13 protein-coding genes are annotated in these 12,811 nt (G+C 27.7%); 8 read left to right on the top strand and 5 right to left on the bottom strand.

Annotated elements, in window-relative coordinates; genetic code table 11:
• Positions 1-52 precede the first annotated feature (52 nt).
• Genes ACTTA8_RS06100 through ACTTA8_RS06075 form a run of 6 tightly spaced genes read left to right on the top strand, consistent with a single transcriptional unit; the run spans position 53 to position 5,743 of the window.
• Positions 53-760, top strand: a complete 708-nt coding sequence (locus ACTTA8_RS06100) for a response regulator transcription factor (RefSeq protein WP_440613724.1) — start codon at positions 53-55, stop codon at positions 758-760.
• Positions 760-2,301, top strand: a complete 1,542-nt coding sequence (locus ACTTA8_RS06095; protein WP_440654941.1) for a sensor histidine kinase — start codon at positions 760-762, stop codon at positions 2,299-2,301. Before ACTTA8_RS06100 ends, ACTTA8_RS06095 begins: the two co-directional genes overlap by 1 nt.
• A gap of 42 nt (positions 2,302-2,343) precedes the next feature.
• Positions 2,344-3,630, top strand: a complete 1,287-nt coding sequence (gene ahcY / locus ACTTA8_RS06090; RefSeq protein WP_440633057.1) for an adenosylhomocysteinase — start codon at positions 2,344-2,346, stop codon at positions 3,628-3,630.
• The gene (gene tsaE / locus ACTTA8_RS06085; RefSeq protein ID WP_440654939.1) at positions 3,614-4,066 is read left to right on the top strand and encodes a tRNA (adenosine(37)-N6)-threonylcarbamoyltransferase complex ATPase subunit type 1 TsaE; all 453 of its coding nucleotides are present in this window, start codon (positions 3,614-3,616) and stop codon (positions 4,064-4,066) included. Before ahcY ends, tsaE begins: the two co-directional genes overlap by 17 nt.
• A 12-nt stretch (positions 4,067-4,078) precedes the next feature.
• Positions 4,079-5,020, top strand: coding sequence for a phosphotransferase (locus tag ACTTA8_RS06080; protein WP_440654937.1), 942 nt, complete (start codon positions 4,079-4,081; stop codon positions 5,018-5,020).
• Positions 5,021-5,023: 3 nt separating this feature from the next.
• The gene (locus tag ACTTA8_RS06075) at positions 5,024-5,743 is read left to right on the top strand and encodes a sugar phosphate nucleotidyltransferase (protein ID WP_440654936.1); all 720 of its coding nucleotides are present in this window, start codon (positions 5,024-5,026) and stop codon (positions 5,741-5,743) included.
• Here ACTTA8_RS06075 and ACTTA8_RS06070 read toward each other — a convergent pair.
• Positions 5,697-6,407: a 2,3-bisphosphoglycerate-dependent phosphoglycerate mutase gene (locus ACTTA8_RS06070; RefSeq protein WP_440654934.1), complete on the bottom strand. Its 711-nt coding sequence runs from the start codon at positions 6,405-6,407 to the stop codon at positions 5,697-5,699. The genes ACTTA8_RS06075 and ACTTA8_RS06070 overlap by 47 nt on opposite strands.
• 44 nt (positions 6,408-6,451) lie before the next feature.
• Between ACTTA8_RS06070 and ACTTA8_RS06065 the strand changes: the two genes are divergently transcribed.
• Entirely contained in the window at positions 6,452-6,841 is a 390-nt protein-coding gene (locus ACTTA8_RS06065; RefSeq protein ID WP_440654933.1) for a VanZ family protein, read from the top strand.
• A complete protein-coding gene (locus tag ACTTA8_RS06060) occupies positions 6,828-7,427 on the top strand; it encodes a transglycosylase SLT domain-containing protein (protein ID WP_440654932.1) in 600 nt (199 codons plus the stop codon). Before ACTTA8_RS06065 ends, ACTTA8_RS06060 begins: the two co-directional genes overlap by 14 nt.
• On the opposite strand, the gene ACTTA8_RS06055 is transcribed toward ACTTA8_RS06060, so the two are convergent.
• The 4 genes from ACTTA8_RS06055 to msrA are packed head-to-tail and all read right to left on the bottom strand — an operon-like array spanning position 7,424 to position 12,807.
• Complete coding sequence (locus tag ACTTA8_RS06055) at positions 7,424-10,546, bottom strand: efflux RND transporter permease subunit (protein ID WP_440654931.1); 3,123 nt, start codon at positions 10,544-10,546, stop codon at positions 7,424-7,426. The two genes, ACTTA8_RS06060 and ACTTA8_RS06055, sit on opposite strands and share 4 nt — an antisense overlap.
• 4 nt (positions 10,547-10,550) lie before the next feature.
• A complete protein-coding gene (locus ACTTA8_RS06050) occupies positions 10,551-11,546 on the bottom strand; it encodes an efflux RND transporter periplasmic adaptor subunit (protein WP_440654929.1) in 996 nt (331 codons plus the stop codon).
• A 3-nt stretch (positions 11,547-11,549) separates the two neighbouring features.
• Positions 11,550-12,362, bottom strand: coding sequence for a rhodanese-like domain-containing protein (locus ACTTA8_RS06045; protein ID WP_440654928.1), 813 nt, complete (start codon positions 12,360-12,362; stop codon positions 11,550-11,552).
• Between the two features lies 1 nt (position 12,363).
• Entirely contained in the window at positions 12,364-12,807 is a 444-nt protein-coding gene (gene msrA / locus ACTTA8_RS06040; protein ID WP_440654926.1) for a peptide-methionine (S)-S-oxide reductase MsrA, read from the bottom strand.
• Positions 12,808-12,811: the final 4 nt, after the last annotated feature.

Genomic DNA, 12,811 nt, shown 5'->3' with positions numbered 1-12,811 from the left:
ATTCAATTGCCTAATTTAGAACAATTTAATATTTTTATATGTAAAAATAAAAATGCAAACACAAACTATAGCTCTAATTGATGATGACAGAAACATACTAACTAGTCTTAGTATTGCCTTAGAAAAAGAGGGTTTCAAAGTTCAAACATATATTGATGGAGAGAGTGCATTAATCGGTCTTACTAGAATGCCACCTGACTTAGCAGTTATTGATATTAAAATGCCAAAAATGGACGGCGAAGAATTACTTAAGAAATTAAGAAAAAAAACTTCTCTACCAGTAATATTTTTAACATCCAAAGATGATGAAATTGATGAGTTGCTAGGATTAAAATTAGGTGCAGATGATTTTGTAAAAAAATCTGGAGGATTTTCAATTAAAGTTTTGATTGAAAGAATAAGAGTTCAATTAAGAAAAAAAGACTCAAATAATACATTAGAGGAAAATAAAAGCTTAATATCACATGGTAGATTAAAACTTGATCCATCTCAGCTTGAGTGTGAGTGGAATGGCAAACAATTGCCAGATAAATTAACAACTACTGAATTTTTGATTGTTAAAGAATTGGCAAAAAGACCTGGAATAATTAAAGAAAGAGCTCAACTAATGGATATTGCTTACAGAGAAGATACAGATATTGAAGATAGAACTATTGATAGTCACGTCAAAAGAATAAGAAAAAAATTCAAAAAAGTAGATCCTGATTTTTCAGCTATTGAAACTAGATATGGTAGTGGATATAGATGGAATGTTAGCTGATGTTTAGTAAATACTTAAAAACACTTTCTATACTTAAAAAATTTCTTTTTATAAACTTTGTAATTTTTACAATTATTGGTTTATTTACACTTACTTATCTTACAAATATTGAACCAAGTTTATTAAAAAAAAAATCTGAAGATCATATTAATATTATTAATAATACGACTGATAATATTAAAAGATTGAATATAAAATTTCAGGAAAATGATATTAGAAAATTTTTATTTTCTACAAGATTTATTTTTCAAAATTTAGACAGAGTCATTTTCTTTGACAATAAATTAGAATTAATTGGTGATACTGATACTTTAGATCTTGATCCACGATCTTTTTCAACACGATTAGATAAAATTGAATTTGAAAGTTTGAGTGAAGAAGTTAATGAAGATGAAAACAAAGAAAATAATTCTTCTCAAAATAATGAAACAAAGTCTTCATTTAAAGATTTATTAGAAAGGTATAATAATTCAGATAACTATGGAAATTATTATACTTTTACAGAAGATAATTTAAATCAATTTAAAGTTACAACAGTTAAAAATGTAAAAAGTGATGAAAATAATTTAGGTTTTATAGTTATCTCAGAGAACGCTAATGAGATTAAGACAGCTATAGATGAGAGAAGAGCATTTGTAATTAGAACGGCAATATCAGTTGGTTTTGTAATTTTAATTTTTTCTTTTGTACTTAGTAGATATTTTATTAAACCAATTCAAAATTTAGTTGGATACACAATCAGAGTAAAAGAAAAAAATCCTGGCAAAACAGGAATTGAAAATTTGAAGAATAGAAATGATGAATTAGGATTATTATCTAATTCAATGGAGGATATGACTAATGAATTACAAAAACGAATTTCTCATGCAGAAAATTTCTCAACAGACTTAGTGCATGAAATAAGAAATCCACTAGCATCTTTAAAAAGTGCATCAGAAATTTTAAAAGATACAAAAGATATAAATCAACAGAATAAGCTTTTAGATATTCTTACCCACGATGTACAAAGAATTGAAAGATTAATCACAGATTATTCACAAATGTTGAAAGATGAAGTTGCTCTTAGTAAAGAGCAAATGAAAAAATTAGATATACAACCAATTATCCAATCTGTTGTTGATGATTATAATAACATTTATAAATTCAAAAAAAATATAAGTATAAACTATCAAAACGATGGAAAGTCAGAGTATCTAATTAATGGAATTGAAAATAGGATTGAACAAATCGTTGCAAATTTATTAGATAATTCTATTTCATTTAGTGACGATGGTAGTGAGGTAACTGTAAACGTTTCAAATGGATTAGAAAAAAAAGTTACAGTTGAAATTTTAGATGAAGGACAGGGATTTAAAGAGAAAGATACTTCAAAAATTTTTAATCGTTTTTACAGTAATAGACCAGAAAATTTTGGTGAACATTCAGGATTGGGTCTTAATATTGTAAAAAATTTAGTCGAGCTCCATGATGGAAAAATTGAAGCATCTAATAGGCTAGATAAACAAGGAGCACTGATAGAAATACAATTTCCTAGTTTGTAATCTTTAGTTGATAAAATAGAACTTAAATGTATAAAGCTCGCTATGGATGATTTTAAAGTAAAAGATATTTCTCAGGCTGAGTTTGGCAGAAAAGAAATTTCTATCGCAGAAAGTGAAATGCCTGGTTTAATGGCATTAAGAGAAGAATATTCAAAAGAAAAGCCCTTAAAAGGTGCTAGAATTATTGGATGTCTCCATATGACTATCCAAACAGCAGTACTAATTGAGACATTAGTAGATCTTGGAGCAGAAGTAAGATGGTCATCTTGCAATATATTTTCTACACAAGACCATGCTGCAGCAGCAATAGCGAAAGCTGGAATTCCTGTTTATGCATGGAAAGGTGAAACAGAAGAAGAGTATTTATGGTGTATTAAACAAACAATAGTTGGAAAACCTGATTGGAAACCCAACATGTTATTAGATGATGGGGGAGATTTAACTGCCATCATGCACAATGAATACAAAGATTTGATGAAAGATATAAAAGGTGTTTCTGAGGAGACTACAACCGGAATTAAAGCATTAAATAAAATGGAGAAAGATAATTCTCTATTAGTTCCTGCAATAAACGTTAATGACTCTGTAACGAAATCTAAATTTGATAATTTATATGGATGTAGAGAAAGTTTAGTTGACGGAATCAGAAGAGCTACTGATGTTATGATGTCGGGTAAAATTGCTATAGTCGCTGGTTTTGGTGACGTTGGAAAAGGGAGTGCCGCATCTTTAAGACAAAGTGGTGCTAGAGTTCTTGTTACTGAAGCAGATCCTATTTGTGCACTTCAGGCAGCAATGGAAGGTTATGAAGTAGTTTTAATGGAAGAAGCTATTAGTAGAGCAGACATAGTTGTTACAGCAACTGGAAATAAAGATATAGTTACAGCTGATCATATGAGAGATATGAAAGATAGAGCAATCTTGTGCAATATTGGACATTTCGATAATGAAATTCAAGTTGAGGCATTGAAAAATTATAAATGGACAGAAGTTAAGCCCCAAGTACACGAAATCGAATTACCAAGTGGAAAAAGAATTATCCTATTAGCTGAGGGAAGATTAGTTAATTTAGGTTGTGCAACAGGACACCCAAGTTTCGTAATGAGCGCATCTTTTACCAATCAAGTAATTGCTCAAATAGAACTTTGGCATAACCATAAAAATTATGAAAATAAAGTTTATGTTTTACCGAAGCACTTAGATGAAAAAGTAGCAACATTACATTTGAAAAAAGTTGGGGCTAAATTAACAAAATTATCAAAAGAACAAGCAGATTACATAAGTGTTGGAACAGAAGGCCCATTCAAACCAGATGCCTATCGCTATTAAAAATAGCAAGATCGATATAAGTTCAGAAGAAACAACAAAAGTTTTAGCAAAAAGTTTTAAAAATTTTTTGCAAGGTGGAGAAATTATATTTTTATATGGTGAAATGGGTGTGGGCAAAACTACATTTATAAAATATTTGATTAATGAATTTCAAAAAAGTTCAGATTTTCGAATTACAGAAGTTTCAAGTCCAACATTTAATTTATTAAATGAATATCAAATAGGTCCCAAGAAGATAAAACATTACGATTTATTTAGGATTAAAAATAAAAGAGATACTAATGATCTAAACATATTTGAAAAAGATAATAATTTAATAACTTTTGTTGAGTGGCCAGAATTAGTTAAAGATATTCAAGAAAAAGTTATTGTATTAAGATTTAACTATGAAAATGAGCTAAATAACAGAAGTGTTGAAATCACAGGCATTGATTAAGAATATATTAGAATGAAAAATTCAAAAGATTTGCAAAAAATAAAAGGGGATGCATCATTTAGAACATTTTATAGAAGTAAAAAAAATAACTCTATTGTTGTTTATGCAAAAAAAGAAAAAGAAAAAAATTTATTAATTTATGATGCAGTCAATAAAATTTTACTAAAAAATAAAATTTCTGCACCAAATCTGATTAGCCATCATTATAAAAAAAACTTTATTGAAATTCAGGATTTTGGGAATGTTTCATTATTCAAAATTTTAAAAAATAAAAAAAAAAATAAGTATTTATTTTTTAAAAACATTATTCACATACTTAATAAATTACAAAGTATAAAAACTAAAAAGATAAAAAATTTTTTAAATCAAAATTACAAACTTGAGTTATATAAAAATAAAATTTTATATAATGAAGCAAAACTATTTAGCGACTGGTATGTTGAAAAAAAATTAAATAAAAATAAATCTTTATTAAAAAAAAAAATTAAAAATGAGATAAATAAATTATTATCTAAACTTAATAATAAAAACGTTACTTTTGTACATAGGGATTTTCATGTTTCAAATTTAATGTATTTTAAAAATCAAATTAGCTTAATTGACAATCAAGACGCTCTTATTGGAAATAAAGCTTATGATTTAGCGTCATTGATAGATGATGTTAGATTTAAAACTAATAACAGATTAAAAAATAAGATTTTTGATTATTACATAAAAACCAATAAAAAAATTAATTTAATTAAATTTAAACAAGACTTTGAAATACTATCAGTTCTAAGAAATTTAAAAATCATTGGAATTTTCACAAGGCTTGCTTATAGAGATAATAAAAAAAAATATATTCAATTAATACCTTATGCATGGGAAATGATAGATTACAGATTAAAACAGAATAAGATTTTTAAAGATTTAAAATTATTGTTAAAAAATAATTTTCCAGAATTTATTAGTTAAATTATGAAAATAAATACAGCGTTAATATTATGTGCAGGATATGGAAAAAGATTAAACCCATTAACATTAGATACACCCAAACCATTGTTGAAGTTACATAATGTAACAATGTTGGAAAAGTGCATTAAATTGATTAAAAGTTTGGGAATTAAGAAAATTTTAATAAATTCCTTTTATTTAAAAGATCATTTTCCAAAATTTTTTAAAGATAACAATTTTGATATTGATATTGATATTGAAATTATAGAAGATGGAAAAGAAATTCTAGATACTGGAGGCGGTATTTTAAATTTAATTAAGCATTCTAATGAAGATGATTTTATAGTTTTTAATCCTGATACTGTTTGGACAAAAGAGTATTTTGATGAAATTAATAAAATGGAAAAGTTCTATTTTAGTGAAAAATTAAAAAATATTCTTTTATTAGTGAACAAAAATTTAAGTTTTGATAAAAATTTAAAGGGTGATTTCAATTTAGAAAATAATCTTATTACCAAGGAATTAGATAAAAATTATATCTACATCGGCTGTCAGATATTAAGTAAAAAATTGTTTAAAAATGAAACTAATGAAAAGTTTTCAATTTCTAAAATTTGGAACAAATTGATTGATACCAAAGATTTACATGGATATGAAAGCAAACAAAATTTTTATCATTTAACTAATTTGGAAATCTTCAAAAAACTAAAAGATCTTTGGCTCTATCAGAGTCTAAATATTTAGCACTTAAAACTTTTTTATCTCCATTTACTTCAATAAGTAAAGGATTACCTGTTGGTATTTCTAATTTTGAAATTACATCATTATCCAAATTAAATAGGTACTTACAAAGAGCTCTAATTGAATTTCCATGTGCAGAAATTAAAATATTTTTATCATTTATGATTTCAATTTTCTTTTTGTAAAAATCTATTACTCTCTCATAAGTATCTTTTAGAGACTCTGTACTAGGTATTTTATCTTCAGGAATATTTTTATAAATTTCTATATTAGATGGATGATATGGATTTTGTTTGTCTAGAGAATCAGGTCTTAAATCCCAAGATCTTCTAAACTGATGTACCTTATCTTCCCCTAATTTTACCTTCATTTCGTCTTTGTTGAGACCAGTAAGTGCACCATAATGTCTTTCGTTTAATTCCCATGCCTCACTAGGAACTTTATTGTCCTTTAATTCTCCTTGAATTATTTTTAAAGTATTTTTAGCTCTTAATTGAACAGATGAGAAATAAAGATCTATTGTTAGGTTGTTTTTATTAATTAATTCACCTGCTTTTTTTGCTTCAGATTTGCCATTATCTGTTAAATCAACATCAACCCATCCTGTAAATTTTTTCTCAAGATTCCAAACACTTTGCCCATGTCTTACTAAAATTAAATAACTCATTTGTTTATCTTTTAAATCAATTTGATAAATAAACTACTACATTAATGATTAATATATTTTCAAGATATAAGCTCATTTTTTATTTATCTAACTTTGTACTAATTTTTCTATATTTATTTCCCGGAAGTATATTGGGGCATTTTTTGTACAATGATGTTAAAAAACAACCACAAATTACTCCTGATTTTATAATTTCCACAAATCATCTCTATGCTTTTTTAGTTTTTTCAGCAGTTGGTTTCTTGACATTTAAAAAATTAACACAATTTAAAAAATTAACTATTTATTTAGTTTTTCTCTCAATTATTTTAGAAATCATGCATTTATTTATTCCAGAGAGAGGTTTTGAATTTTCCGATTTATTTGGAAACTTAATTGGTGTTGTAATAATTATTATCATAAGTTTTTTTTTAAAAAAAAATGAAAAATATTAGAAGTATTTATATATTTATATTTATTTTATCTTTAAGTGGTTGTTCTTCGATACCAAAAAATGTTTCTGATGGTTGTTCAATATTTAATGAAAGATATTTATGGTACAAGCATGCCAAGAAAACAGAAGCAAAGTGGGGAACACCTGTACATTTACAATTAGCTATCATAAAGATGGAATCCAGCTTTGATTGGTTGGCAAAACCTCCAAGACAAAAAATATTTAAAGTTATTCCTTACAAAAGACCCTCTAGTTCTTTTGGATATTCTCAAGCGGTGAAAGGTACTTGGAAACAATACAAAGAAGAAACAGGTAATAAATTTGCAACAAGAACAAGATTTAAAGATAGTGTTGATTTTATTGGTTGGTATACAAACAAAACTGAGAAAATTTTAAAAGTTTCAAAGAAAGATGCTTTTAGACAATATGTTGCATACCATGAAGGGTGGGGAAATTATAAAAACTATAAAAAAAATAACAAGGTTATTAACTTAGCTAAAAGAGTTGAGAAACAGTCTAATATTTATAAAAAACAATTATCAGATTGTAAAAATAAATTAACTACAAGTAAGTATATTATTTTTTAATTTAATTGTTTTTTCAGCTCTATATCTACAGCATCAATTCTCTTAGTATTTTTTGCTAATGCTAAATACATTGTAGGAGTTACATATAGAGTAAAGAATGTTGATATAATCATTCCACCTAAAATAGTTGCACCAACTGCTAATCTTGATCCTTCTCCAGCACCAGGACCTATATTTCCGATAACCAAGGGTATCATAGCAATCATAGTACTTAGTGATGTCATTATAATAGGTCTAATTCTTAGCTTACAGGCTTTCAACACTGCCTCTTGAATTTTAACACCCGTCGTTCTTATTTGATTGGCATAATCGACTATCAAAATACTATTCTTCGTAGAAATACCAATAAGAATGATTAAGGCAATTTGTGAGAATATATTTACTGAACTATTTAAAAATAAAATAAATACTAAACCACCAAATACAGCTAAAGGAACTGTCAAAATAATTATGAAAGGGTGTACAAAAGAGTTAAATGTTGCTGCCATTACCAAATAAGCAGTCAACAAAGCTAAAGCAAAAATTAAATAAATTTCGTTTGTAGTTTCTTTCAATTCTTCTGATTTTCCTTTCCAAGTAATTTGGTTTTGAGGCGCAACTTTTATCATTACATCTTCTAAATATTTAACAGCTTCAGTTAGTGTGTAATTTTCTGATAGTGCAGCTGAAATTGTAACAGCTCTTTGTCGATTATATCTTGGTAGTGCCTCTGCAGTTCCTTTTTCCTCAAATTCAACAAGACTAGCTATTGAAACTAATTTTCCAGTTGTTTCAGATCTTACAAATATTTTTGATAATCCGTCTTGATCACGTCTATCAGCTAAATATTGTTGTAAGATTATTGGGTATTCTCTTCCTTCTTTACTAAATGAAGTAACTCTTTTTCCACCATATAGTGTCTCAAGAGTTCTACCAATATTCTCTGTAGATACACCTAAGTCATTAGCTCGATTTTTGTTTGTGATTAATTTAACTTCAGGTTTGTTTTTTGTGTAATCACTTTCAATTCTGAACATATTTCTATTTTTTCTTAATTCTCTTAGAACACTATTTTGAATATCTTCTAATTCTTCATAGCTTGTCCCATAAATAACCATCTGTACTGGTTTGTTGTAGTTTGAAACTCTTATTCCTTGTGGAGATATCGGAAATGCAAAAGTTTCTGGAACCGAAACCACTTGTCCAATAGCTTCTCTTAATACAGTTTGACTATTTTTTTCTCTATTTTTCCATTCATCAAGTAAAGCAATTATTATAAAAGTGTTATAAGATGTTGCGGATCTTCCAAATCCAGGAACTCTCATGATTAGTCTTTCATATGGGCTATCTTCTGCTTGCAATAATCTTAATATTCTTCCTTCAATTATCTGAGCTTTTTCTTGAGTATATTCAAATGAACTACCTTCATCTGTCGAACCTATTATTAAATAAGAACCTCTATCCTCCATAGGCAGCAATTCTTTTTTTGAAAAATTAAAAAGATAAGCAGATGCTGCAACGATAAAAATTATAAATATCGAAATAGTTTTTTGTCTATTTATCCAGTACTTGAGTGAATCAATATAAAATCCAGTAAAAGATTTAAATTTATTATTAAATTTTTTAACTAATAAATTAACTTTTTCTTTTTTATTCAAAAATTTACTTCCAAGCATTGGAGATAGAGTTAATGCAACAAAGGATGATACTACAATTGAAAATGATAGCGCTATGGCTGTCTCTTTAAATAAAGTTCCAGATATTCCTTTAATAAATATAAGGGGCAAGAACACTGCAATTAAAATTAAAGTAGTTGCAATAATAGCAAAAGTAATTTGCTTAGAACCTTTATAAGCAGCAACTAGTGGTGTTTCACCATTTTCTATTCTAGTATAAATCGCATCTGTCATAATTACAGAGTCATCAGTAATTATTCCTATTGCTAAAATAAAACTTAATAATACAAAAATATTTATTGAGAGATCAAAAATGTATAATCCAAGAAATGAACCAATTAAACTAACAGGAAGAGCTACAGCTGGTACAATTACCGCTTTAAGATTTCCAAGAAAAAGATAAATAATTAAAACTACTAAAACAAAAGCAATAATTAAACTTTTATAAACTTCTTCGATTGCAGCACCAATATATGTTGCTCTATTAAATGCTATCTCCAAACTTAGTCCATCTGGAAGTGATTTATTCAGTTCTTTTATTTTGGCTTTAATTTGGTTTGATAACTCTACAGTTGAAGCACCACTTTTAGCATATATGCCAATTCCTACAGTTTTTAGGTTGAGTGCATTTTTACTTTGTGCTTTGAATAAAGTTTTCTCTGAAACAGGTCCAAATTCTATATTTGCCACATCAGAAAGTATTACTACTTTGTCTTTATTTTTTCTAAGAGGAAGTTGCTTTATAGTATCTATTTTTGAATAAGACTTATCTATATTTAAAGTTAAATCTTTATTATTTGCCTCTAATGTACCAGCAGGAATATTAAGATTTTCATTTCTTAAAGCTCTTTCAACCTCTTGAATTGTAAGGTTATTGGCTGCTAATTTGATAGGGTCTATCCAAACTCTTACACTAAGCTCTCTTAGTCCACCAACTAAGATCCTTCCAACATTTGGAACACTTGAAAAAGCGTCTATAAGATATCTTTCAGCATAATCTCCAAGATCAAGATCATCCCATGTAGGAGATGTCAGTGCTACCCACATTGTAGTTGTGAAACCTGCTGCTTGTTTTAGAATTTGGGGTGGATTAGACTCGCTAGGCAAATTATCAACAACACGAGCAACTCTTTCTCTAATATCATTCGCTGCATCATCTAAATCAATATCTGTATTAAATTGTATATTAATTCTACTTCGTCCATTCAAAGAATTAGAGTCGATATTTTTAATACCTTCTGCACCACCTATTACGTCTTCAAGTTTTTGAGTTATTTCTTCATCAACAATTTCTGCTGATGCTGATTTATAATCTGTTTGAACTTGAACTACGGGAGGCTGTATTCCATCTGGAAGTTCTCGAACTGGTAGCTCCACAAAAACAAATATTCCAAAAATAATTAGAATTAAAGACATTACCCAAGCAACAACAGGTCGTTTAATACTAACTTCGGTTATATACATTTAATTACTTTTTTTCTTTTTCAGATTTTTTAAAAACATTTTTTAACCAATCAAATTTACCTTTTTTTTCTTCAGCTTTTTTGGATCCCTTTTTTTTACCCCAACTAGAATTTCCTTGTTTTTTTTTTGCACCTTTTTCTATAGGTCTAATCGTTAAATTTGGTCTAACTTTTTTTGTACCCTCAGCAACAATTTTATCTCCTTTATTTAATCCATCTAAAATCTCTACAAATCCTAAATATCTATCACCTACGGTAACATTTGTTTTTATTACTTTATTTTTCTCATCCACTTTATAAATAAATATATTTTCACCTTCGACTATTGTGCTTGTGTCAGGTGCACTTAAACCATCTCTAACATTGTATTTAATTGAAATTTCTAAAAATGAACCTGGTAAAATTTCTCCAGATTTATTATCCATTTTTATTCTTGTAGCTAATGATCTGGTATCTTGACTTATTCTGCTTGCGAAGGAGTCAACTTCACCTTTATAAATTTTATTTTTATATCCAGAAAACTTTATATCAACAGGTAAACCAACTTTTATAAATGGAACAAAAATTTCTGGTATATCAACATCGCAATACAGTGAGCTAGTATCCTCTAAATTAATCAATAAAGAAGATTTTGATACTTCTAAATCTTCAGAAAATTCTCTTTTTCCAATAACCCCATCAAATTGAGCGATAATTTTCCTATTCTTAAGATTAGCAACAACATCGCCTTTTTTAACTTTTTTATTAAAATCTATCGGCTTTAATATCTCGTATTTTTCAACCTTAAATGATTGAGTTTTAACTGGTGCTGCTGTTCCGTATGTACTTATAACATTTTCAAAAGTTCTCTCTTGTGTTGTGGTCACTATTATTCCAGGAGGAGGTCTTTTACTAAATTTTTTCTTAAAATGATTTCCAATCATTGTTCTGCCAATAATCACTATGGCAATAATTAAAAAGAAGATGACGATTATACTCGTGATTTTAGTTGATGTTTTCATAATTTAAATTTTTCCATATTCAGACCAAGATCCGTCATAAATGGTTGGGTGATATTTAGTATTAACTAAAGAATATGCAAGCGCTAAAACACAAGCAGTAACACCAGATCCACAAGAAAAGACTAAATTTTCCTCAAAATTTTTTGATATTTTTTGAAATAATTTATTTAATTCCTCTTTATTTTTAAAAGTCTTATTTTCATTTATTACCTCTGTAAAAGGCAAACATACCGAATTTGGAATAGAACCACTTCTTACATTTTTTCTTGGATCTGGAGCTTTACCTTCAAATCTTTCTCTACTTCGCGCATCTACTACTTTGAATTCTTTTTTAGAAATATTTTGATCAATTAAAACTTTATTTTTTACGAGTTTAGATAATTCATTACCCTCATAGTTAGATTTATTTAAATTTGCTGAAATATTTGAGGTCTTTTTATTTTCACTTTTCCATTTTTTAAAACCACCATCAAGAACATTAACCAATTTTGGATCATGACCAAAATAAATAAAATTATACCAACCTCTGCATGAACTTATGACATTTGAATTATCATAAATTACAATTTGATCATCTTTTGAAATTCCTAAGTCTGAAATTATTTCATTCCAAGCCACTAAGCTTGGAAGCATATGAGGAAGGTCTGTGTCTTGTTTTGAATTTTTATCTAAATCAAAAAAAATAGCATTTGGGATATGCTCTTTATCAAATTCATCTTGAGCATTTCTATTTTCAGCAGGCATATGCCAAGAACAATCAATTATCTTCACTTTGTCGAGATTTTTCTCTAGCCAATCTGTATCAACTAATGACATACTATCTTTTTTCTAGATACTTTTGGTGATACTCTTCAGCTGCACAATAGTTTTTAGTTAATGAAATTTTTGTTACTACTTTGCCAGATAGTTTAATATTTTCTTTTGCTACCATCTTTTGTGCAATAGTTTTTTGATCATCGTTTGTATAAAAAATTTCACTTCTATACTGAGTTCCAAAGTCAGGACCTTGAGAATTTAACGTAGTGGGGTCATGAAATTTAAAAAAATGTTCAAGAATATTTTCGTAAGAAATTATATTTGGATCAAATTCTAACTTAACTACTTCAGCATGATTGGTTGTACCAGAACAAACTTCTTTATAATTTGTTTCGTCAGAGTTACCTCCACAATATCCTACTTCTGTCTTTGTAACACCATCAAGTTTGCTGAACTTTATTTCTGGTCCCCAAAAACATCCTAAACCTAAAATTGCTATTTCCATTGAT

The organism is Candidatus Pelagibacter sp. HIMB1506 (genome assembly GCF_052047935.1).
In the GTDB taxonomy this organism is placed as follows: domain Bacteria; phylum Pseudomonadota; class Alphaproteobacteria; order Pelagibacterales; family Pelagibacteraceae; genus Pelagibacter.
The sequence above is the reverse complement of the archived record's forward strand: the minus strand, read 5'-3'. Positions and strand labels throughout refer to the sequence as shown.

Excerpts from the sequence above, each read along its gene's own strand:
- ACTTA8_RS06100 (WP_440613724.1), top strand. The coding sequence starts at position 53 with ATGCAAACACAAACTATAGCTCTAATTGATGATGACAGAAACATACTA.
- ACTTA8_RS06095 (WP_440654941.1), top strand. The coding sequence starts at position 760 with ATGTTTAGTAAATACTTAAAAACACTTTCTATACTTAAAAAATTTCTT.
- ahcY (WP_440633057.1), top strand. The coding sequence starts at position 2,344 with ATGGATGATTTTAAAGTAAAAGATATTTCTCAGGCTGAGTTTGGCAGA.
- tsaE (WP_440654939.1), top strand. The coding sequence starts at position 3,614 with ATGCCTATCGCTATTAAAAATAGCAAGATCGATATAAGTTCAGAAGAA.
- ACTTA8_RS06080 (WP_440654937.1), top strand. The coding sequence starts at position 4,079 with ATGAAAAATTCAAAAGATTTGCAAAAAATAAAAGGGGATGCATCATTT.
- ACTTA8_RS06075 (WP_440654936.1), top strand. The coding sequence starts at position 5,024 with ATGAAAATAAATACAGCGTTAATATTATGTGCAGGATATGGAAAAAGA.
- ACTTA8_RS06070 (WP_440654934.1), bottom strand. The coding sequence starts at position 6,407 with ATGAGTTATTTAATTTTAGTAAGACATGGGCAAAGTGTTTGGAATCTT.
- ACTTA8_RS06065 (WP_440654933.1), top strand. The coding sequence starts at position 6,452 with ATGATTAATATATTTTCAAGATATAAGCTCATTTTTTATTTATCTAAC.
- ACTTA8_RS06060 (WP_440654932.1), top strand. The coding sequence starts at position 6,828 with ATGAAAAATATTAGAAGTATTTATATATTTATATTTATTTTATCTTTA.
- ACTTA8_RS06055 (WP_440654931.1), bottom strand. The coding sequence starts at position 10,546 with ATGTATATAACCGAAGTTAGTATTAAACGACCTGTTGTTGCTTGGGTA.
- ACTTA8_RS06050 (WP_440654929.1), bottom strand. The coding sequence starts at position 11,546 with ATGAAAACATCAACTAAAATCACGAGTATAATCGTCATCTTCTTTTTA.
- ACTTA8_RS06045 (WP_440654928.1), bottom strand. The coding sequence starts at position 12,362 with ATGTCATTAGTTGATACAGATTGGCTAGAGAAAAATCTCGACAAAGTG.
- msrA (WP_440654926.1), bottom strand. The coding sequence starts at position 12,807 with ATGGAAATAGCAATTTTAGGTTTAGGATGTTTTTGGGGACCAGAAATA.